21 protein-coding genes are annotated in these 21,994 nt (G+C 42.5%); 15 read left to right on the top strand and 6 right to left on the bottom strand.

Annotation, left to right across the window (positions count from 1 at the left end; translation table 11 throughout):
• Positions 1 to 12 precede the first annotated feature (12 nt).
• Entirely contained in the window at positions 13 to 576 is a 564-nt protein-coding gene (locus C9E88_RS15660; protein ID WP_106984162.1) for a CC0125/CC1285 family lipoprotein, read from the bottom strand.
• A gap of 48 nt (positions 577 to 624) precedes the next feature.
• Positions 625 to 1,164, bottom strand: coding sequence for a DUF924 family protein (locus C9E88_RS15655; protein ID WP_106984163.1), 540 nt, complete (start codon positions 1,162 to 1,164; stop codon positions 625 to 627).
• A gap of 211 nt (positions 1,165 to 1,375) precedes the next feature.
• Here C9E88_RS15655 and gshA point away from each other — a divergent pair, with 211 nt between their 5' ends.
• Complete coding sequence (gene gshA, locus C9E88_RS15650) at positions 1,376 to 2,953, top strand: glutamate--cysteine ligase (RefSeq protein ID WP_106984164.1); 1,578 nt, start codon at positions 1,376 to 1,378, stop codon at positions 2,951 to 2,953.
• Positions 2,954 to 2,972: 19 nt separating this feature from the next.
• Complete coding sequence (locus C9E88_RS15645; RefSeq protein WP_106984165.1) at positions 2,973 to 3,470, top strand: disulfide bond formation protein B; 498 nt, start codon at positions 2,973 to 2,975, stop codon at positions 3,468 to 3,470.
• A gap of 92 nt (positions 3,471 to 3,562) precedes the next feature.
• Here the strand turns inward: C9E88_RS15645 and C9E88_RS15640 are convergent, their stop codons facing one another.
• Positions 3,563 to 4,894 carry a PGAP1-like alpha/beta domain-containing protein gene (locus C9E88_RS15640; protein WP_106984166.1) on the bottom strand — a complete coding sequence of 444 codons (1,332 nt, stop codon included), beginning with the start codon at positions 4,892 to 4,894 and terminating at the stop codon, positions 3,563 to 3,565.
• A 248-nt stretch (positions 4,895 to 5,142) separates the two neighbouring features.
• On the opposite strand from C9E88_RS15640, the gene C9E88_RS15635 reads away from it, so the two are divergent.
• The 8 genes from C9E88_RS15635 to C9E88_RS15600 all read left to right on the top strand — a co-directional run bounded on the left by C9E88_RS15635 (position 5,143) and on the right by C9E88_RS15600 (position 14,379).
• Positions 5,143 to 5,730, top strand: coding sequence for a YqiA/YcfP family alpha/beta fold hydrolase (locus C9E88_RS15635; protein WP_106984167.1), 588 nt, complete (start codon positions 5,143 to 5,145; stop codon positions 5,728 to 5,730).
• 14 nt (positions 5,731 to 5,744) lie between these two features.
• The gene (gene parE, locus C9E88_RS15630) at positions 5,745 to 7,625 is read left to right on the top strand and encodes a DNA topoisomerase IV subunit B (RefSeq protein ID WP_106984168.1); all 1,881 of its coding nucleotides are present in this window, start codon (positions 5,745 to 5,747) and stop codon (positions 7,623 to 7,625) included.
• A 394-nt stretch (positions 7,626 to 8,019) separates the two neighbouring features.
• Positions 8,020 to 9,306, top strand: a complete 1,287-nt coding sequence (gene urtA, locus C9E88_RS15625) for an urea ABC transporter substrate-binding protein (protein ID WP_106984169.1) — start codon at positions 8,020 to 8,022, stop codon at positions 9,304 to 9,306.
• A gap of 103 nt (positions 9,307 to 9,409) precedes the next feature.
• Positions 9,410 to 11,047: an urea ABC transporter permease subunit UrtB gene (gene urtB, locus C9E88_RS15620; protein ID WP_106984170.1), complete on the top strand. Its 1,638-nt coding sequence runs from the start codon at positions 9,410 to 9,412 to the stop codon at positions 11,045 to 11,047.
• A gap of 4 nt (positions 11,048 to 11,051) precedes the next feature.
• Positions 11,052 to 12,125 (top strand): urea ABC transporter permease subunit UrtC, encoded by a 1,074-nt coding sequence (gene urtC / locus C9E88_RS15615; RefSeq protein ID WP_106984171.1) that lies wholly within the window; start codon positions 11,052 to 11,054, stop codon positions 12,123 to 12,125.
• Complete coding sequence (gene urtD, locus C9E88_RS15610) at positions 12,122 to 12,940, top strand: urea ABC transporter ATP-binding protein UrtD (protein WP_106984172.1); 819 nt, start codon at positions 12,122 to 12,124, stop codon at positions 12,938 to 12,940. The genes urtC and urtD overlap by 4 nt, the downstream gene beginning before the upstream one ends.
• A 10-nt stretch (positions 12,941 to 12,950) precedes the next feature.
• Positions 12,951 to 13,649, top strand: a complete 699-nt coding sequence (gene urtE / locus C9E88_RS15605) for an urea ABC transporter ATP-binding subunit UrtE (protein ID WP_106984173.1) — start codon at positions 12,951 to 12,953, stop codon at positions 13,647 to 13,649.
• Between the two features lie 244 nt (positions 13,650 to 13,893).
• Positions 13,894 to 14,379, top strand: a complete 486-nt coding sequence (locus tag C9E88_RS15600) for a DUF1877 family protein (protein WP_106984174.1) — start codon at positions 13,894 to 13,896, stop codon at positions 14,377 to 14,379.
• A gap of 55 nt (positions 14,380 to 14,434) precedes the next feature.
• Here the strand turns inward: C9E88_RS15600 and C9E88_RS15595 are convergent, their stop codons facing one another.
• Both C9E88_RS15595 and C9E88_RS15590 read right to left on the bottom strand, forming a co-directional pair.
• A complete protein-coding gene (locus C9E88_RS15595; protein WP_106984175.1) occupies positions 14,435 to 14,935 on the bottom strand; it encodes a GNAT family N-acetyltransferase in 501 nt (166 codons plus the stop codon).
• 97 nt (positions 14,936 to 15,032) lie between these two features.
• Entirely contained in the window at positions 15,033 to 15,779 is a 747-nt protein-coding gene (locus C9E88_RS15590; protein ID WP_106984176.1) for an outer membrane protein OmpK, read from the bottom strand.
• A 503-nt stretch (positions 15,780 to 16,282) separates the two neighbouring features.
• On the opposite strand from C9E88_RS15590, the gene C9E88_RS15585 reads away from it, so the two are divergent.
• From C9E88_RS15585 to C9E88_RS15565, 5 genes are all read left to right on the top strand, one after another.
• Complete coding sequence (locus C9E88_RS15585) at positions 16,283 to 16,654, top strand: HPF/RaiA family ribosome-associated protein (RefSeq protein ID WP_106984177.1); 372 nt, start codon at positions 16,283 to 16,285, stop codon at positions 16,652 to 16,654.
• A gap of 162 nt (positions 16,655 to 16,816) precedes the next feature.
• A complete protein-coding gene (locus C9E88_RS15580) occupies positions 16,817 to 17,359 on the top strand; it encodes an ankyrin repeat domain-containing protein (protein WP_106984178.1) in 543 nt (180 codons plus the stop codon).
• A 91-nt stretch (positions 17,360 to 17,450) separates the two neighbouring features.
• Complete coding sequence (locus C9E88_RS15575; protein ID WP_227865962.1) at positions 17,451 to 18,161, top strand: transporter; 711 nt, start codon at positions 17,451 to 17,453, stop codon at positions 18,159 to 18,161.
• A gap of 48 nt (positions 18,162 to 18,209) precedes the next feature.
• Positions 18,210 to 20,027: a protein-disulfide reductase DsbD gene (dsbD, locus tag C9E88_RS15570; protein WP_106984180.1), complete on the top strand. Its 1,818-nt coding sequence runs from the start codon at positions 18,210 to 18,212 to the stop codon at positions 20,025 to 20,027.
• An 11-nt stretch (positions 20,028 to 20,038) separates the two neighbouring features.
• The gene (locus C9E88_RS15565) at positions 20,039 to 20,683 is read left to right on the top strand and encodes a glutathione S-transferase family protein (RefSeq protein WP_106984181.1); all 645 of its coding nucleotides are present in this window, start codon (positions 20,039 to 20,041) and stop codon (positions 20,681 to 20,683) included.
• Here C9E88_RS15565 and C9E88_RS15560 read toward each other — a convergent pair.
• Positions 20,680 to 21,882 (bottom strand): GGDEF domain-containing protein, encoded by a 1,203-nt coding sequence (locus C9E88_RS15560; protein WP_106984182.1) that lies wholly within the window; start codon positions 21,880 to 21,882, stop codon positions 20,680 to 20,682. The two genes, C9E88_RS15565 and C9E88_RS15560, sit on opposite strands and share 4 nt — an antisense overlap.
• Positions 21,883 to 21,994: the final 112 nt, after the last annotated feature.

The raw sequence follows: 21,994 nt of genomic DNA, 5'->3' as shown, positions 1-21,994 counted from the left end.
TAGGCTCCGTAATTATTTTGGCTGGGGTGGTGTGGCTGCCGGTGGCACTAAAGGTTCACCTGTCGCACTTAAACCATATTTTGCACCCAACGATTGTAAGATTAAGCTGGCATCAAAGGCATCGTGTGGTGCCGCTTTATTATTTTTAAAGCATTCAATGGTGTAGCTCACTTGTACTGGGTCTAAGCTAACCACTTGAGGCATATCATAAAATGGGTCGGGCCAAAAAGCAGGATGGCGGCGGTAAAAACCCGATGGAGGGTACATTGGACTCGCGTACACCACTGCTTTTCGAGGAGGTTGTTGACTGCGGTTACTTGGGTCATCACTGACTTTAAATAATTGAAAGCCATTTTGTAAGGTGGCTTGAGCGGCTTTCACCAAGGTAATTTCTTCAGCTGTGCCATAGCTCATATTGGGTGTTGCTTGAAAGCTAATACGATAGGTCTGAGCATTCAGTGGCGTGGCACTAAACTGTCCCAATTCTGCAAAGCTTAAGGGTTTTGATGGGGTGGTTGCACAGCCTGATAGGCTCAAGGCTGTGGCCAGTGCAAGTGATAAATACCATGTTTTCATGTTGGGGAGCCTAAATGAAAAATAAAAAATGGCCTTCGAGGAGGACGGTTAAAAACTTGAATGAGGTTGGCTTAAAAACTCAATTTCGGTTGCCGTTGAAGGACGATTCAATACGCTATTCCGGTGTGGATAACGTCCAAAACGATCAATAATCACTTTATGCTGTTGGGCAAAATCTAAATTGATGGGATTGGCCAAGTGCTCAAATAACGCGAGGGACTGCACTTGAATCAATTTGGATTCGCTGTGCATATATGGCAAATACAAAAATGCGCGTTGTTCAGCGGGTAACTGTTGGTCTAAGCCCTGTTGCACGGCTTCTTGTGCCAAACTCAAGGCCATTGCATCGTGTGCAAAAGCTTGTGCAGACTGACGATATAAATTACGAGAAAATTGATCTAAGACGATAATCTCAGCCAAACGGCCAGAGGCATGCTGGCGCCATGTCCAAAGTTCGGACTGCGTGGCTTGAAGATGAACATTTTTAAAGTTTTTTTCAATAAGGGCATCAAACTCATCGCTTTTTGCAAACCAATGCGGTTGGGTCTCTGCACTAAACCAAAAATCTAAAATATCTTGATAATTCATCAGTTTTAATCAGCTTTCGTATTTGTTTGTTAATAAAATCACAAATCTCAAATGTCTTATAGTGCAACTTTGTGATAAAAAAACAATCAAAAATAAAGTCTAGCTTTGCCTCAAAAGCCAGCAGACTGTAACGTGCCACCTAAAAATCAAGTTATACTGCGCTAAATAAATGATTTTCTTTTAGTCGTTCTTCCCTTTAAGCGAGATTGCAATGAGTCAGCCCGAATCGACCTCTCAAAATATTTTACCAAATTGGGTGGATTCTACGCATATACACGGCATGTTACGTGGCATTGAACGTGAAAGTTTACGTATGCAGAGCAATGGTTTTTTATCTCAAGCAGATCATCCCAAAGCACTGGGTTCGGCATTAACACATCCGCATATTACGACCGATTACTCCGAAGCATTGATGGAGTTTATTACACCACCCTTAAGTAGCATTGGTGAAACACTCAATTATTTAAAAGATATTCATGCCGTTGTGCATCAACAATTAGAACATGATGAAAGACTATGGCCTTTATCGATGCCGTGTATGCTTGATGATGCGGAAGAAAGTATTCGTCTTGCACAGTATGGCACCTCAAATGTGGGCCGTTTTAAAACCTTATATCGTTATGGTTTAGGCGTGCGTTACGGTCGCCGTATGCAGACCATTTCAGGGGTTCATTATAATTTATCTTTCCCTGATCATTTGTTTGAAGCCTTACAGGCAAATGAAACAGACGACGCTCTAAAAGCATTGAGCTTGCAAGATTATCGTAGTCATCGTTACTTTGGTTTGATTCGTAACTTTATCCGTTTAACACCTTTGGTGATGTTTTTGGTCGGTGCCAGCCCATCTGTATGCCAATGCTTTATGACAGGGCGAGAGCATCACTTATTGCCATTGTTAAAAGGTACGCTATTTTTACCGTATGCCACGGCTTTACGTATGGGGCGTTTCGGCTATCAAAATTCAGCACAAAAACAATTGGGCATTCACTATAACAATTTGACTGGCTATTTGGATGGTCTGCAAAAAGCAGTCAAAACGCCGTATGCACCATTTACCCGTTTGGGCTTAGATGATGAAGCGGGCACGCCAATTCAAATTAATGACCACGTGCTACAAATTGAAAATGAATACTACAGCTTAGTGCGCCCAAAACAGGTGCCAAAAGCAGGTGAAACACCATCGGAAGCATTACTCAACCGTGGTGTAGGCTATGTGGAATTACGCGCAGTGGACGTTAACCCCTATAGCCCAATTGGCATTGATGAAAATACAGCGGGCTTCTTGGAAATCTTGGCATTACATTGCTTATTAAGCGATAGCCCAGATTTGCTTGATGCAGAGCAAGAAGTAATAGAACAAAACCAAGCAGAAGTGGTTAACCGCGGCCGTGCACCCAATGCAACGATTTTGGAGCAAGGGCAGGCTTATCCAATTGAAGATTGGTGTCGTCGTTATTTAAACGAAATGCAATCCATCGCTGCTTTAATGGACCAAAGTTACAGTACACCACTGTATAGCCAAGCTTTGAAGGTTATGCTGTCACGGGTAGACGAAGTCGATGAAACTTTGTCTGCAAAAATGATTGAAGATACAATTGAGCAAGGTGGTACATGGGGCTTTGGTAGCTTTATGGCACAACAGCATGCGAGTATGTATGAGCAACATCAGTTGAGTCCTGAGCGTAAGGCTTATTTTGCAGAAGTGGCAACACAGTCCTTACAAACACTCGCAGTATTAGAGCAAGAAACAGCACCTAATTTCGAACAGTATCTTGCGAATTTTAGATAAATAAAATAGAGGGAACCCCATGCAGTGGAGTTATCGCCTGATCAGTGGCTTATTATTTGTAGCCAGTGTGATTGGCATGAGTTTTGCGCTGTATCTGGAACATGTGCAAGGGCTTGAACCTTGTCCATTATGTGTATTTCAACGGATTGGCCTAATTGGTCTTGGGCTGATTTCGTTGTTGGCATGTTTACATAATCCTGCCTCAAATGTTATGAAACGCATCTATGCCTTCTTGGCTAGCGTATCTATTTTGTGGTCTGTGGGTGTGGCAGCACGGCATGTCTGGCTACAAAATTTACCGCCAGATAAGGTGCCAAGTTGTGGGCCTGGATTGGATTATTGGGTTGAAACCCTGCCTTTAAAATCTGTATTCCAGCAGGTATTAACGGGTTCTGGCGAATGTGCCAAAGTGGATTGGACCTTCTTAGGACAGTCTTTACCTGTTTGGTCTGGGGTGTTTTTTGCAGTGCTGGCCGTGGTGGGCCTTTGGCAATTATGTCGTAGGTATCCTGCTTAACATAACCAAATTTGCATGACGCTGAGCATGCACATCGACATGAAAAAGCCAGCATCAAGCTGGCTTTTTTGTGGCAAAAATATCTTATTTATTTAAGTGAGCGCGATGCCTTCCATGCTCGCCAAGTCCATCATATATTCATGAATTTGATCATAAGCTTGATCTTCTACACTTGGGTAGAACCAGCGAGCGACTTGTTCTGCAACATGCGAGTGATATTGAATTTCAAAGTGATTTAGACCATAGAAAATGGCTTTATGTGCATCTGGTACTTTTAGTTGATAGCGACTATTGGGGTGTTCGCCCAAGGCACTTTTTACACTGACCAAATAATCACCAATGACTTTTAAGGTCCGATTTTTACGGTGCTCAAACTCAATGGTTCCGGCCACAAGATAGGTATTAATATGTGAAGGAATCGGTGCAGGTTTACGATTGTCGTCCATCATCCCAATACGTACATCATTGTGTTCCCAATCATCATCACGGACGCTTCCATAGCGTAAATCTAGAATTCCATTACTCCGAATATTCACCACATGGCCGACAATTTTTCCAAGAGGTAAATGCCCAAGCTTATCTTGCATTGCAAAGCCAAAACGTTCTAATACTGCACCGTGGTGTGGAGAGCCCAGACAGACCAAGTTTTCAACGCGGTGAATCCAGTGGTGCATATTTTGTTTGCCATAAAAGAGGGCACTACGAGACACCAATCCGCCCATACTGTGGCCAATCAAATCAATGCTGGTAATATTTGGATTACGTTGTAACAGATCTTCTAAGGTATTGGATAGACTGCGCCCATTGGCAGAAATGCGACGGCCTGTATTGTAGTTCAGGTACAACATGGTGTTGTGATCACGTTGCGCCAAGAGTTTTTCGCCGATGCCACCAAATTTATGATTTGACCAAGACAAATGGTGCATACATAGGCCATGTACAAATAAGGTCACACGGCCACTGAGTTCGCCTTTTTGTAAGCTACCATAATGGTCATACACAGCCATAGGCAGTGCCATAGGGTTTTGATATTTGAGTAAATAATCACCCAGTACGCCATTTAACGCACCGACCAAAATATGCAGACTCGGGGTTAATGGTTTGTCGTGTAGCTTTGGAAATCGCTCGATGACACCACGTAAAATAGGTGCTAATAAATAGTTTCCGTAGTTAAAAAAGCTTTCATAAGTGAATTGATACAGCTTTTTGACATAGGGAATTTTATGGATGCTTTTTGACTTTTGCTCGCTCATCCCAAAAATACTGATTAAAAGCTCACGTTGAATATTTTGGATGAGGTCATGCACGACATCACTAAAACGCATCGTTACCAGCTGTGCCAAGCCTTCGAGGACATCGGCTTGGCTCGGTGGTGTGCGGTCCCATTTACAATAGGTTTCGTGTAGTGGTGTTAAACTCGGCATCTGCGTCATATCCTGTGTCGTTTTATGCGCCGTATATTCGGGCTTTCTTTTATCTAAGCTTCACGGTATAAGTCTTATTGTTTAAGGCTAGTGCCTTATTATGAATAATATTTAAAATACCGATGATCGTGTTTCGGCAGCGGATTTATTGTCTAACAAAATGCAGAAACTCACTTTTTGAAATGAGACCTACATCTCATTTATAAACTTTATTTTGATTAATTTGTATATAATTTTGTGAACAAGCGATGAACATCATTTATTTACACGGCTTTCAAAGCAGTTCAAATTCAATTAAAGGTCAACAATTAAAGCAGTACTGCGCACAATATCGCCCGAACGATGTAGTGCATTTGCCTGATTTAAATATGCATCCGCAGCATGCTTTAGATCTACTGTCTACACAGATTAGGAATTTGTCGGATGTAGTCTTGGTGGGAAGCAGTATGGGGGGCTTTTATGCGACGCAATTGGTCGCGAAGCATGGTATTCCTGCTGTACTGATTAATCCAGCAATGCGACCATGGCATTTGTTTAGAACTTTATTTGCAACAACCGCATTGCCTTATGCCGTTACGGCAGATTGGTCCTTGGATGAAGCACAGCTTGATCACTTAGAACACATTTCTGTACCATTTGTGCAAGATGCGAGCAAAATTTTAGTGCTATTACAGCAAGGCGATGAAGTTTTGGATTATCGTGAAGCACAGCGTTATTATAGTGAAGCCTCGCAAGGTGCAATGCTGATGATCGATTGTCATGGCAGTCATGCTATGGACGATTTCGCAGACAAAATACCGGCAGTGCTACAGTTTTTATCGGACAGCATAAAATAAGGAAACCTTACAACGTGTCTCAATATACGGCCCAATCTCTTGAAGTTTTATCTGGTTTAGATCCGGTGCGCCGTCGCCCGGGCATGTATACCGACACAAGTCGTCCAAACCATTTGGCGCAAGAAGTGATTGATAATGCTGTCGATGAAGCACTTGCAGGTCATGCCAATAAAATTACCGTGATTGTTTATAAAGATGGCTCTTTGTCTGTAGAGGACAATGGCCGCGGTATGCCAGTTGATATTCATCCAGAATATGGCCAATCTGGTATTGAGATTATTTTAACCAAACTCCATGCCGGCGGTAAGTTCAGCACAGACAACTATCAATTTTCTGGTGGTTTGCATGGTGTAGGTATTTCGGTGGTGAATGCGCTTTCAACCCGTGTTGAAGTGGAAGTACAGCGCCAAGGCAACCTCTATAAAATGGCCTTTGAGCAAGGCGAAGCGGTTGCACCTTTAGAAGTTTTGGAAGGTAAATGTGCCAAACGTGCAACAGGCACACGGGTACATTTCTGGCCTGAAGCTAAGTATTTTGATTCACCAAAATTTGCTTTAAAAGCCCTAAAACATAATTTAAAAGCCAAAGCGGTGTTAGCTGCGGGCTTAGAAATTAATTATGTTGACCAAATTAACGATGAAAAAATCACTTGGCAGTTTGAAAATGGTCTTGTTGACTATTTGATGGATGAACTGCAAGACCGTGAGATTATTCCAGCGCCAGCTTTTGTCGCAACAGGTGATGCCGAACGTGCCAGTGCCGAATTTGCCATTTGTTGGAATGTTGAAGGTGGCGAGTCGATTCAAGAATCGTATGTGAACTTGATTCCAACGGCGCAGGGCGGTACGCATGTGAACGGTTTGCGTTCAGGTGTAGCAGATGCAATGCGCGAGTTCTGTGAACTACGCAATTTATTGCCTCGTAATCTGAAATTATCTGCGGAAGATGTTTGGGACGGCGTGAACTATATTTTGTCGCTGAAATTCCAAGAACCGCAGTTTTCTGGGCAAACCAAAGAGCGTCTGTCGAGCCGTGAAGCATCTGGCATTGTGCAGAATATTGCCAAAGATGCATTTGCATTGTGGCTGAATCAAAATTCAGAGATTGCAATGCAGTTGGCTGAAATGGCGATTTCGAAAGCAGGCCGTCGTTTAAAAGCTGCCAAAAAAGTTGAGCGTAAAAAGATTGTGGCTGGCCCAACCTTGCCGGGTAAATTGTCTGACTGTGTCGGGCATACGCTCGAAGAATCTGAACTGTTTATTGTGGAAGGTGACTCTGCGGGCGGTTCTGCTAAGCAAGCGCGGGATAAAAACTTCCAAGCGATTATGCCGATTCGCGGGAAAATTTTAAATACGTGGGAAGTTTCTTCAGATGAAGTGCTGGCTTCTCAAGAAGTGCATAACATTGCGATTGCGATTGGTGTAGACCCGGGCTCAGATGATTTGTCTGAACTGCGCTATGGCAAAATTTGCATTTTGGCCGATGCCGATTCCGATGGCTTACACATTGCGACCCTACTGTGTGCTTTATTCGTGAAGCATTTTCCAACCTTGGTGGAAGAAGGGCATTTATTTGTTGCCATGCCTCCTTTGTATCGTATTGATGATAACAAAGACGTGCACTATGCCTTGGATGATGCAGAGTTAGATGGCATTTTGAAAAAATGCAAAACTAAAAATCCGCAAATCACTCGCTTTAAAGGCTTAGGTGAAATGAACGCGAGTCAATTACGTGAAACGACACTTGATCCAAATACCCGTCGTTTGGTGCAATTAGATTTAGATGATAGCCAGTTTACGGCAGGTCTTTTGGATAAGCTTCTTGCGAAAAAACGTGCGTCTGATCGTAAAGATTGGTTAGAGCAAAAAGGCAATTTAGCTGAGTTGACCGTATAATTTAATTTTGTATTTGGCGCAAGTACTGGCTGAGTGCGACTTGAGCCAACTATGTAAAAAAGCCCGCAGATGCGGGCTTTTTTATGTCTAAGCAGTACATAAAATGCGCTGTAGTTGTGCAGCTTTAAAAATGTGATTGTGCACTTTGAGCCATCTTGGAATTTTTTAGTTGTCATGTTGGATACAAGTTTGTATGCAAAAAAATGAGATATTGAGGAAGATGAAACTATCAAAACATAAATTGAATGAGTTTTAATAAATTGAAAAATAATAATAAATTGAATAGTGGCTTTAATGTTTTATACATGATTTTGCCGATTGGCATAGAACTTGAATAACAGCACTTAGCAATAACACATGCGCAGAGCGCGAAAATTATTTGGAGAGTGCGTAGATGTTGGAACAAAAATTATTTTCAAAATCATTATTGGCACTTGCCATGTTGGGCACATTAACTTTAACAGGTTGCTCAAAACCAGCAGAAGAAAAAACACAAGTTGCCAACTCAGAACCGAAAGCAGCAGCAAGTAGTGGCGATACCATTAAGGTCGGAATTTTACATTCACTGTCTGGCACGATGGCGATTTCAGAAACGTCGTTAAAAGACACTGCGCTGATGGCCATTAATGAAATTAATGCCAATGGCGGTGTGATGGGCAAAAAACTTGAGCCTGTGGTGGTTGACCCTGCCTCGAACTGGCCTTTATTTGCAGAAAAAGCTCGCCAGTTAATTACGCAAGATAAAGTTGCAGTAATTTTTGGCTGTTGGACGTCCGTTTCGCGTAAATCTGTATTGCCTGTGGTGGAAGAGCTTAATGGCTTATTGTTTTATCCGGTCCAATATGAAGGCCAAGAGCAATCAAAAAATATTTTCTATACAGGTGCTGCGCCAAATCAACAAGCCATTCCGGCTGTGGAATACTTGATGAGCGAAGAGGGCGGTAAAGCGGAACGTTTTGTTTTACTTGGAACAGACTATGTTTACCCGCGCACCACCAATAAAATTTTGCGTGCATTTTTAAAGTCTAAAGGTGTAGCCGATGCAGACATTATGGAAGAGTACACGCCATTTGGTCATAGCAACTACCAAACTATTGTAGGCAACGTGAAGAAGTTTGCAGCGGGCAAAAAAACGGCTGTGATTTCGACCATCAATGGCGACTCTAATGTGCCGTTTTACCGTGAGCTAGGTAACCAAGGTATTAAAGCTTCGGATATTCCAGTCATGGCGTTCTCTGTGGGAGAAGAAGAGTTACGTGGCATAGACACTAAGCCTTTGGTTGGGCATTTAGCCGCGTGGAACTATTTCATGTCGGTAAAAAATCCGAAGAACTCGGAATTCATTGGCAAGATGAAGCAGTATGCGGTGGAATATAAACTGCCAAATGCTGAAAAAATAGTCACCAACGATCCAATGGAAGCGACTTATGTTGGCATCAATATGTGGAAGCAAGCCGTAGAAAAAGCAGGCACGACCGATGTAGATAAAGTCCGTGAAGCAATGGCGGGTCAAAGCTTTGATGCACCATCGGGCTATAAGCTCGAAATGGATGCCAAAAATCATCACTTACATAAGCCTGTCATGATTGGCCAAATCCGTGCAGACGGACAATTTGATGTGGTCTACAAAACAGCAAAAACAATTCCTGCGGAGCCATGGAGCCCGTACATTCCAAAATAAAAGCACAACTTGCCTGCCATGCCAGTGGCGGGCTTTTCTAAAATTCTAAAGTTCACATCATGCATTTGACCTGCATGCGATCTATAAAAAAGGGGGGACGTTGATGTTCACTCGCCTACATTTTTTCGCTCTGTTTTTAATCATGAGCCAGTGCTTGTGGCTCAATCTAGCCTATGCCGAATCTTCCGCATCAACCACACGTGCATCGGCGCAGACCCTTGCTCAGGGTGATGCCATTCAACAATTTGTCAGTGCTGACTTTGCCACACGACGTGCATTGTTAAATCGCTGGCCTGCCAGTATTGAATTGCTAGATCAATTGGCAACCTATGTTGAAAATGATCAGCTATATCGAGATGGCGCAGGACAGACCTATATTTTAGAAGAGCAAGATCAACTGCGCCGTTATGCAGATCAAACGCTTGTGAGCACATGGCCCGCAGATATCTCACAAGTCACTTTGGTCAATACTTTAAGAAAAGCATTAAGTTTTGCGCAAGCACAAAAAAAATTAAGCTCTACCGATGCTACTCAGCGTTTAGAAGCGATTGATATTTTAGAAAATAACTTATCTGAATTAGATGTAAAGCAAATTAATCAGCTGTATTTGGCCGAAAAAAATAACAGTGTGAAAGCACGCCTTGCACAGTTAAAGGCGCGTTTGGATTACCAAAGTCCAGATGTGTTGACGAAAATCCAAGCCGCTAAAGTATTACAAGATTCAAATCGTCCAGATGTATTGGCAATGGTGACAACCGAGCTTGAACAACCCGATTTACATGCAGAATTAAAAGCAACGTTAACGAGCGCCCAAAGCAAGATTAAAACCCGAATTCAGGCCAGTGAATGGACGGGGCATGTGTTTTCAGGATTGAGTACTGCCAGCATTTTATTATTGGCAGCTTTAGGTCTCGCCATTACTTATGGTTTATTGGGTGTCATTAATATGGCCCATGGTGAGCTGATTATGATTGGCGCGTATACCACTTATGTGGTGCAAAGCCTGTTTAAAACCTATTTAGGAAGCTGGATTGATTGGTACTTAATTGCGGCCATTCCAGCGGCCTTTATGGTGAGTGCACTGATAGGCATGCTCATTGAGCGTACGGTGATTCGTCCGCTTTACGGTCGTCAGTTAGAAACCTTATTGGCGACTTTTGGGGTCAGTCTGATTTTAATGCAACTGGTGCGTATGATTTTTGGCGCACAAAACGTCGAAGTCTCCAATATTTCATGGCTGTCTGGTGGCATTGCGATGACGCCAAGCTTGATCTTACCCTATAACCGTATTGCCATTATTGCCTTCACGATCGTTATTCTTTTAGTGCTGGTTTATGTGCTGAATAAAACCCGTTTTGGTCTCTTTGTTCGTGCCGTGACGCAAAACCGTCAAATGGCACGTGCAGTGGGTATTCGTTCAAGCCGTATCGACATGATGGCCTTTGGCTTAGGTTCTGGTTTAGCAGGGCTTGCAGGCTGTGCCTTGGCCCAAGTCGGCAATGTCGGGCCTGACCTCGGGCAAAACTACATTATCGATGCCTTCTTGGTGGTGGTTGTTGGCGGGGTGGGTCAAGTGTGGGGTGCAGTATTGGCCGCGCTTGGTTTAGGAGTGAGTGGCACTGTGCTGGAAATTGGCATGGGTGCAGTACTCGCAAAAATTTTACTGTTGGTGCTTGTGATTTTGTTTATTCAAAAACGTCCACAAGGTTTATTTGCCATCAAAGGACGATTTGTGGAGTAAGCCGATGAAAATCACATCTTTAGTTTCAGATAAACCCACCAGTGCAATCGCGATTAGTGTGTGCTTTGCCATATTACTGATCTTGCCATGGTTACATCTGCTTCCTGCAGATTCAGCGCTGTATTTATCCTCTTATTGGGTCACGTTGATTGGCAAAATTATGTGCTTAGCACTGGTGGCTTTGGCATTGGATTTGGTCTGGGGCTATGCGGGTATTTTAAGTCTGGGTCATGGTCTGTACTTTGCGCTTGGTGGATATGCCTTTGGTATGTACCTCATGCGGGAATCCGCAGGCGATGGCTTACCCGACTTTATGCGCTTTTTAAGCTGGACCGAGTTGCCATGGTATTGGATAGGTACCCAGCATTTATGGTGGGCTTTACTTTTGGTGGTACTGGTTCCTGGACTGGTGGCTTTTATTTTTGGATTCTTTGCTTTCCGTTCAAAAATTAAAGGCGTGTACTTCTCAATTATTACTCAAGCCATGACCTTTGCGGCAGCGCTGTTGTTTTTCCGTAATGAAACAGGCTTTGGGGGCAATAATGGTTTTACAGGCTTTAAAACTCTTTTAGGGATGGACATTAGCTCGGCAGCTATGCGGGCCAGTCTCTGCTTTATCACAGCCTTGGTGTTGTTGCTGTGTTTTGTTGGTTTACGTCATTTAATGAATCAACCCTACGGACGTGTCTTGGGTGCAATCCGAGACAGCGAAAACCGCTTGCAATATTTAGGCTATCGCACCCTTTGGTACAAGCTTTCCGCATGGGTGCTTTCTGCAGTTATCGCTGGGATTGCGGGTGCTTTGTATGTGCCACAGGCTGGCATTATTAACCCCAGTGAAATGAACCCTGTGAACTCGATTGAAATGGCCGTATGGGTGGCAGCCGGTGGTCGGGGTACGCTGATTGGTCCGATTTTAGGCGCGGGCTTAATCAATGGTCTCAAGACCTATTTTACCGTAGCCTATCCAGAAGCATGGCTCTTGGTGCTCGGTGCATTATTTATTGTGGTCACGATATTTCTACCCAAAGGGGTCATTGGGCTGTTTGATCGTTTTAAAAAGGAGCGTGGTGAATGAGTGATGTAATGCAACCACATGGGGGGCACGCCTCGGAGGGTTATGGTCGCCCCAAAGCCGAAGGTGCAGATTTCAGTCATGGTATTGCGCTGTACTTAGAAAATGTCAGTGTTTGGTTTGATGCCTTCCGCGCTTTAAATGATTTGTCTTTGTATATTCAAGAAGGCGAACTCCGTTGCATTATTGGGCCAAATGGTGCAGGTAAAACGACACTGATGGATGTGATCACAGGCAAAACGCGTCCAACCGAAGGCACAGCGCACTTTGGGCAAACCTATGATTTAGCCAAAATGAGTACAGAAGAAATTGCAGAAGCAGGGATTGGGCGTAAGTTTCAAAAGCCAACCGTATTTGAAAATTTCACCGTCATGGAAAACTTACTGTTGGCTGCCCCCAAAGATAAACGTGTGAAAAAGAGTTTCTTTAGCAAACTTGCGCCTGATGCACAGCTGGCTTTGGAGGAATCTTTGGCACAAATTCGCTTACAAGAATTTGTAAACAAACCTGCAGGTTTGTTGTCACATGGTCAAAAGCAATGGCTGGAGATTGGCATGTTATTGATGCAACGCCCCAAACTGATTTTGCTGGATGAGCCTGTAGCAGGCATGACCGATGCGGAAACAGAGCGTACAGCTGAACTTTGCTTAGAGCTGAAGAAGAACCATACCTTGATCGTGGTTGAACATGACATGAGCTTTATTGACACCATCAGTGAAAAAGTCACCGTGTTGGCACAGGGCGCTATTTTGGCAGAAGGTACATTGGCAGAGGTTCAAGCCAATGAAGATGTAATAGAAAAATATTTAGGACGTTAAGGAGACCGAGATGCTAGAAGTCAAAGACGTCAATCAATTTTATGGTGGCAGTCATATATTACGTGATGTGTCCTTTACTGCGCCTATCGGTGAATGCTCTGTGGTGCTTGGGCGCAATGGTGTGGGTAAAACTACACTACTCAAATGTTTAATGGGGATTCTTCCAATTAAGTCAGGTCAGATCTTATTAGATGGCAAAGACATTTCCAAATTAAGCCCCGAACAGCGGGTGAGAGCAGGCTTGGCCTATGTCCCGCAAGGGCGAGACATTTTCTCGACGCTCACAGTCGAAGAAAACATCTTGATTGGCATGGCCAAGTTTAAGGGGGCAAAAACCCGTAAAGTTCCTGAGCATTTGTATGAAATATTTCCCATCTTAGACGAAATGAAGTACCGTCGAGGTGGTGATTTATCAGGTGGACAGCAACAACAATTGGCGATTGCGCGTGCTTTGGCATCTGAACCAAGAGTACTGATTTTAGATGAACCTACTGAAGGCATTCAGCCCTCGATTATTAAAGATATTGGCCGTGTGATTCGTAAACTGGCCGATGGCGGAGAGATGTCCATTGTTTTAGTTGAGCAATTTTATGACTTTGCTGAAGAGCTTGCCGATGGTTATACCGTTATGGCACGTGGGCAGGTGGTGGCACAAGGCGTGGGGAGTGAAATGTCTGAAAAAGGCATTCGTGATTTGGTGGCAATTTAATGTTTTAAAGAGCCTTCTCCTTTGGGGGGAGGCGATGAGTTTGAGCTCTATTTTATGGACTTGGTTGTTCGCTACTCAAAAGCTAAGCAAATCATTCTTGATATTTTAGAAACTCACTATTCACTAGAAAAATACTTTTAATCAATGATTTTAAAAAAATAAATTGGCTTAGATACAAAAATTGTGAACATTTTTTTTCCAGAAAAGTTAAGCTCAGAGAAATACATAACAAGAAGATAACGAGATGCAAGCAATTTTACTTTTGGTCCATCCGAATGATTTAGAGCGCTTAATACTACAAGCGACTACGCCCCAAGATGTTTTAGATTCTGATTTAATCAAGCAATATGTTTGGTTGGGGAGTGCGTGGGATAGCTTAAACAAAATCTTGAATGCTGAAAATGCACCAAATCAATCATTAGCGTATGTGATTGAGGCGGAGCATCCTTTGTCGGAACGTAATATTGGTCGAGCAGTCCATTACAACACGGTGGTACGCGTTGCAGAAATTCATCAGGTATTGCAAACGATTCATGTCGATGCTGTAAAAACACATTATCAGTATCTGGTGACGCAAACCACGCAACAAGCCATTGATCAAGAATTAAACTTAGCTGAATTAAAATTGATTTATTTACAACTGCAAGATTTTTACCGTGAAGCAACACGACAAAATTTGGCCATAATGAGTGTGATTGTTGATGCGATTCATCCACAAAAGCTCATTTAGTCGCGTTCAGCACGCAACTTTTGTTCAGTGGCATTCTAAACTTTGAGTCGTGGTGTTAAATGTTAAGTTGCATTAAAACTAAGTCGCGCCATTGGCCAAACTTTTGTCCGACCTGAGGCATGTAGCCAGTTTGTACAAAGCCCAGCTGTTGGTGTAAAGCAATGGACGCTAGATTGTCATGATCAATACCTGCAACCATGACATGGACTTGATGTGCTTTTGCATGTGCAATTAAGTGTTGCATGAGACGTTTACCCAAGCCTTGGCGGGCATACTGCGGATGAATATAAACGGAGTGTTCTACAGTGTGTCGGTAACCAGCAAAATTACGGAACATCGCATAATCAGCATAGCCTGCGATCTGTTGAGTTTCACTATGTTCAATCACAACAAAGGGATCTTGTTTTTCTTCAAAAGTGAGTAGCTTTTTTTTGAAATCTTCAACGCTATAGATTTGATCATTCCACGTGGCACAGCCAGTTGTCACTTCATGATTATAAATAGCCACGATTTCAGCTAAGTCAGTCTCTTGAACTGCACGTATAATAAAAGCCATAATCTATACAGATGATAAAGATAACGATATTGAATGCTTCAAACATAAAAAAAGCAAGGCATATTGCCTTGCTTTTCAATCGTGCATTTCAACTACATTAGAAGTGGTATTTTACCAAAGCACTCACGTTATTTTCGTTGTTGTCTTTCACAGCGTATTTGTTATTCCATACAGAGTGCTCGATACCAAGGTATAAGCGTGTATCTGGAGAAATGTGTTTACCAGCATTCCATTTCCACTGTGTAGTCCAGTTTAATTCGCTTGCATGGCCATTTTTCTCAGCAGTTGACCAATCTAGGAAACCATCAACAAGGAAATCTTCAGAGCCTAATTTGAACGGTACGCCGTAAACAAGCGTTAATTGGTAGTCATCAGGTGTGTTGCCATCGTTGTTTGCACGATACAAGTTCACTTGAGCATATTGGAAATAAGGAATCGCTAAATCGACACCTACACCATATAAGTAGTTGTTAAAATCGCTACCAGGGTAGTTTGCGCTGTTACCTTCCCAAGTACCTGCAAGTAAAACATCTTTAACTGGACCAAGTTCCAATTTTTGACCTGTAACAGCACCAAGGCTTAAACGTGGAGATGCTTCGAAGTAAGTTGCATTACCTGAGTCATTGTGTGTGCGATCAGCAAAAGCAAAAAAGTCACCGTACTTTAACTTTGCAGTATATTCAAAGGTAGCAGTAGATTGCTTGTTGTTGTCACCTGCACCTGGAAATGCATAGTCTTCACCGTATAAGCCAGTGATGCTGAAGTCTTGCCAGATTGGTGCAGCCTGCGCGAAAGCAGCAGCTGAAGCCAAAGTACATGCAGTAACGATTTGTGTAAGTTTCATTTAAAAGTCTCCCCCAAGAAGCAATGAAAGCATACAGATTCTTAAGCAAAAATAAAGCCAAAAATGATCAGACGATCGAATTTAAATTCTATTTGTGGTGTTATTTCACACAATGTTGATATTTATCAAATAATAAAAAACATCATAGTTCAGATAAAAAAATATGTCAGCTGAAGGCCGAGTTGGCGATTATGGCGTTCAATACAGTGCGGAATAGACAGGAATGAAGCAATTTGTAGTAAAAAGTCTTACATTATGTAAGGAATTTTAAAAAATATAAAAATAGCACTTGCAAAAAATCAATTTAGGCACGATATTCGAAGTATAAGAGCACAGTTCTGCAGACATTCAAAGTGTTCATTATTCAATGTGGAGGAATACGTTCCAAACGAAGTTGAAAAATGAATTTGCTGTTTTAAAACAGCATGTTAAAGCGTGCCGAAATAAATAAGTTTTGCACAATTTTAGAATACTGAAAGACCGAGAAAGTCGAGGATGATATTATGAATATTGAAATCCGTACTGATAAAAACATTCAAAATAGCGATCGTTTAATTACATATATACGTGCAGAACTCAATCAAGAATTTCAACGTCATAGTGAACGAATTACGCATTTTTCGGTGCATTTAAGTGATGAAAATGGGGATAAAGGTGGCGACGACGACATCAAGTGTATGATCGAAGCGCGCCCAGCAGGTTTGAAGCCTGTCGTCGTACATCATCGAGCGCATAATGTAGATACTGCAGTTCATGGCGCCATTGATCGACTAAAACGCAGTTTAGAACATCTGTTTGAGAAAAAAGAAAATCCGCGTAGTACACAGCCAGAATTGGCGGATGCAGATGAAGCTGGTGAAGAAGCATTTGATTAAAATGACTTTATGATTAAAAAAGCCCTTCGGGGCTTTTTTTGTGCATATCAAGTTATGCAAATTAACGACAGTGAATAATTTAAATTTGTTTTACATTTAGCTCAAACAAGAGAGCGTTTATTCGGCATAATAGACAAAAATGAATTGAAGTGAGCTTTCTAAATGTTAAATGCCCAACAGCAAGTTTTTGTACAAGCTTTAGAGGAATTAGATCTTGAGCAAGTAAAGCGACTTTTAGCGGAAGGTCTCAATCCAAACTTTATTGACCTTGAAAAAGGCCCTGCAATTTCAGTGTGGTCAGATGGCCTATTTAAATGGTGGGAAACTGTATCTGAAGCGTATGAAGCAGGTCAGCCTTTAGCAGAAGAAGAAAAACAGCAGTTGTTGGCAGTTCATCTTGATATTTTGGAAGCGTTGATTCAAGCGAAGGCAAATGTACACCTTTGGGATGCAGAAGAAATTTATGGCCCGTTATGGGATGCTGCAAGTGCAGCCTGCACACCTGCGGTGCAACGTTTATTGGATGAAAAAGTCGATCCAAATACTAAAGACAGTGACGATTTAACAATTCTGTCTTCAATTAGTGAATTATTTTTTGATTGTGATTTCGATGAAATCAATTGGGATGAAGCATTGGCAGAAGAAAAGCAAACTTTAGAATTATTGCGTAAGCATGGCGCAAAAATGACGAAGGAATTGGCTTAATCTATACCTAATCGGGATAAAGAGACTAGATATGAAAATAATCAAAACATTATCGTTTTTAGCCGTGGCTGTGGGCTGTACTAGCCATGCAATGGCTGCTGATTTTTCCTTTGACCGCCCTGGTGCGGGCTTTGGTACGGGGATTACACCGGTTGGAAAACTCGCGTGGGAGCAAGGTTTACCTTCGGCAAGCTATAGTGAAGCGCGTGTTGATGGCCAAAAAGTGAAAACCACAACTTTAAATGCCGACATGTTGTTCCGTACTGGTTTAGCTGAAGACTTAGAATTACAGTTAGGTTGGCAGGGGCCAGCTTGGTCTCAAACCAAAGCTGCTGGTCGTCGTATTGAAGAACATGGCTTAGGTGATGTCAGCATTGGCTTGAAAAAAGCCATTGATCTGAATGATGACAAACTCAGTATGGCAGTTTTGGCTGAAGCGATTTTAGCTACAGGCAATGATGAGTTTTCGAATGGTGATGATATTTATAGTCTGAGCTCAGCTGTAGCTTATGATTATAATGATCTGATCAGCACTTCTTTAACCATGCGCTATGAAGTTCAAAATAGCGATTGGGCTGTTTCTGCTGTGCCAACAATTGAATATAAAATTGCAGGCACTTTATCGGGCTTTTCTGAATTTGTCTTCCGTAAAGCAGAAAGTGAAGAGAAAGAATATGCCTTGGGTACAGGTTTAATTTATGCAGTCAATGATCGCCTTCAACTCGATGCCAGTGTTGGTGTGGATTTGAATGGTGCTTACAAAGGTTATCAGTCTGGCTTAGGCGTTTCGTACTTATTTTAAGAGCGTTAACCTAATATCAAAATCTTATAATCAGCAGAGTCCAGTTGCATGAAAATTTTGGCTTATGGGTGCGTAGCCATCGCATTAAGTTTAACTTCAGTGACAGGATCAGCAGCGCCAGCGTTGCTGTCTGCTGAACAAGCCTTTCCGATACAAATCAGTTCTACCCAAGACAACGAAGCCGAAATTCGTTGGACCATTCCAGAACATTATTATCTTTATCAGCACAAAATAGAGGTGAAACACGGCCAACAGGCTGTGCCTTTAACATTGCCTCCAGCTCAACAGTTGCATGATGACAACTATGGCAATGTGCAAGTCTATTTTGAGCAGTTACAACTGCATGTACCGACACAAGCTTCTACCGAATATCAAGTGACTTGGCAAGGCTGTGCCCAAGATCGAGTGTGCTATCCACCGCAAAGTATTGACTTTCGTACCGATGAATCAGGGTTGGTTAGTGTTCAAAATCAAAGTGTAGCGCCTAAGCGGATTTTAGATTTAGCTCCGAGTAATGCTTCTATAGCAGAACAGAATCTGGCCACAAACTCGACAGAAGGAGCGCTGGATTCATCATCTACATCCTCCGCTATGCAACTTTCAAACCGTGCTCAAGATCAGCAATGGTCTGATATCTTGGCACAAAGTTCGTGGGGCTATGGCTTAGTGCTGTTTTTTGGCCTCGGATGCCTGTTGGCTTTTACGCCTTGTTCATTGCCTATGCTCCCTATTTTGACCTCATTAATTGTTCGTGATAGCAAGGGTTTAAAGGCTTGGATGATTGCACTGACTTTTGTTTGCAGTATGGCGATGGTCTATGCGGGCTTAGGTTTGATCGCTTCATCAGCTGGATTAAGCTTTCAACGCTGGTTGCAACAGCCTTCGACCTTAATAGCCTTTAGTTTGTTGTTTGTACTGTTTGCGCTCAACCTTTTTGGTTTGTTTGAATTAAAGCTACCCCAAGGCTTAATGAACCGTTTGGATCGTGTGCAATCCATGCAACGTGGTGGTAGTTTGCTGGGCGCTGGTGTGATGGGAATGATTTCCGCGCTATTGGTTGGTCCATGTATGACTGCTCCATTGGCAGGGGCATTGCTGTTTATTTCTCAAACCCAAAGTCAGTGGCAGGGTGCATTGCTCCTGTTTGCGCTTGGTTTTGGGATGGGAACGCCTTTACTCCTTGCGAGTGTACTGGGTTCGCGTATTTTGCCTCAGGCGGGTTTATGGATGAACCAAGTCAAGGTGCTCTTTGCTTTTCTCATGTTGGGTCTGGCCTTGTATTTTGTGCGTCCATTAATGGGCGATGCATGGATGCAATGGCTTTCTTTGGCATTGGGGCTCAGCTTTGTGGCCTATGTGCTATGGCATATTTTTAAGCGCAACAGTCAATTGAAATGGCTCTATATTGTGGTGTTGTGTCTCGCAGTACCCTATTTATTGTATAGCCAATATCAACAAAGCCAGCGCTTTTTAGTGGCAAGCTCGAACCAAGACTTGCAATGGCATCGTGCTCAAACCAGTACTGAATTTGAGCAACTGTTAAAGCAGATTCCAGCAGGCCAAAAAGCAGTGATTGATGTTTATGCCGATTGGTGTGTGGCTTGTCAGCCAATTGAGCATCGGATTTTAAAATCAGAGACTGTTCAGCAGGCATTGGCGCCCTATTATCTGATTAAACTGGATTTGAGCCATTATGATGCAGGCCATCAGGCGCTGTTAAATGAATGGGATATTTTGGGCCCACCGACCTATTTATTTTTAGATCATACACATCAGGAACTACGAGGCCTACGTTTGACAGGCGCATTTACTGAGGCTGAATTATTGCGTCAGCTCAAGGATTTTGAGGGTGTAGGCAAAAAATAGGGAGAGTCAGCATGCACTTATATATCGGCAATAAAAACCTATCGAGCTGGTCAATGCGGGTATGGTTGGTCTGTACTGCTTTTGATTTGCCTTTTGAAGAAGTACTGGTACGCTTTTCGACGCCAGATCAAGCGGAAAACACATTTGCGCAGACCATGCAAAGCCTCCATTCGAATGGAAAGGTGCCTGCTTTGGTGCATGATGATCATGTCATTTGGGATTCGCTGGCCATTTGTGAATATTTGGCAGAACTATTTCCAGCTAAACATCTTTGGCCTGAAGATCGTATGTTGAGAGCACGTGCGCGTTGCATCAGTGCAGAAATGCACAGCGGTTTTACATCCTTACGCAACCATTGTCCCATGAATATCACTGCAAATTTGGCTCAACAAGGCCAAGTTTTATGGTCATCCTATTCTGATTTACGTCAAGATGTAGCGCGCATTGAGCAGATATGGGCTGAACGTCCACAGCCAGAGGGCTTTTTATGTGGTCATTTTTCAATTGCTGATGCCTTTTATGCACCTGTGGTGAGTCGTTTAATCAGCTATCAATTCGCTGTTCATCCGAGCTCACAGCAGTATATGCATACAATGCTGGCTCATCCTGCAGTGCGCTTATGGATACAGGGGGCTAGGGCGGAAATTGTCGCTTAAAGTGGTGCTGTGGCGGTGTCGGGTTGTGCTTTGAGCGTAAACGTTTTTACTCGGTTACGACCACTGGCTTTGGCTTCATACAGTGCCTTATCGGCTTGACTCAATAACTGTTGTGGGCGCAGTTCTGCATGTGAAATTGCAATGCCAAAGCTGGCGGTCACATGAATCTTTTCACCATCATCGCTGTAAATCTCAAGTGCTTGTATTGCGCTACGACAACGTTCGGCGGCTTGCGTGGCTTGTTCGAGATTAGATTTATGTAAAATTAAAATGAATTCTTCTCCACCAAAACGTCCGACCACATCACTATCACGTAAATGCATATTGAGCACTTCAGCGACACGAACTAAGGTTTCATCACCTTTGTGATGGCCATAATCATCATTAATAAACTTAAAGTGATCGAGGTCTAAAAGTACCAAAGCATAGTTTTGTTCATGCTCTTGCACAATTTGATCGAGACACTGATTGATTTGGCGTCGATTAAATAGATTGGTGAGTGGATCGATTTGGCTCAGCTTTTTAATCAGACGTTCGCGGTAGCGCCACTGACTCAATAAAATCTCAAATAAAACCAAGCATGTAATAAGAATGGGGGCAATGAAAAAGGCCATCGAAATGAGCCAAAAGTCATTGTTAAAATAATAACTTGTGATGTGAAAAACCGGCGAGTAGGGGATATAGCCCCATTGGCTTAAGAACATACATCCCGTTAAATACGCCGTTGCAGGAAGAAACGCACTATATACAATGGCGCGTGGAAACAGAACTAAACCAACAGTCACCAAGCTCACATAGGCTGTCATCGTTGCAGGGCTGAGTACACCTACTACATAGCCATCACGGCATAATGAAACCACAAACAGACCGACTGAAATATAAGGCAGAACGACTTGGGTCCATCGCCGATCTTTCCATGCATAACAGGGATAGATGAGTAACAACATTAGAACTAAAAAAACAACATTAAGGCCCAGTTGAAATTTTAATAAAGGTAAGTCGACCCATTGCCAAAGATTGGGCATGAGTAGGACAGAGACTTTCCAAATGATCCAAGTCACATGAACAGCAGCACCTAAAATCAGCATTAAAATACATTTTTTTAATATATTCCAATTCATGATTGCTTCATTTTCAATCAAGAATTTGGTGATTCTATGCTTGTCTAATACCTCTTGCGGAGGCGAATTTTTATTCATTATTTACAACAGGCCTGTATTCGGTCTATTAAAATTTTTCTTTGAGTTTATGTAGATAGATATACATATTATTAACATAACACATAACTCGTCGAACATCTAATAACCAATT

The sequence above is a fragment of the Acinetobacter cumulans genome (assembly GCF_003024525.3).
Lineage (GTDB): Bacteria > Pseudomonadota > Gammaproteobacteria > Pseudomonadales > Moraxellaceae > Acinetobacter > Acinetobacter cumulans.
Note: the sequence above shows the minus strand (reverse complement) of the source record. Positions and strands in the feature narration are given on the sequence as shown.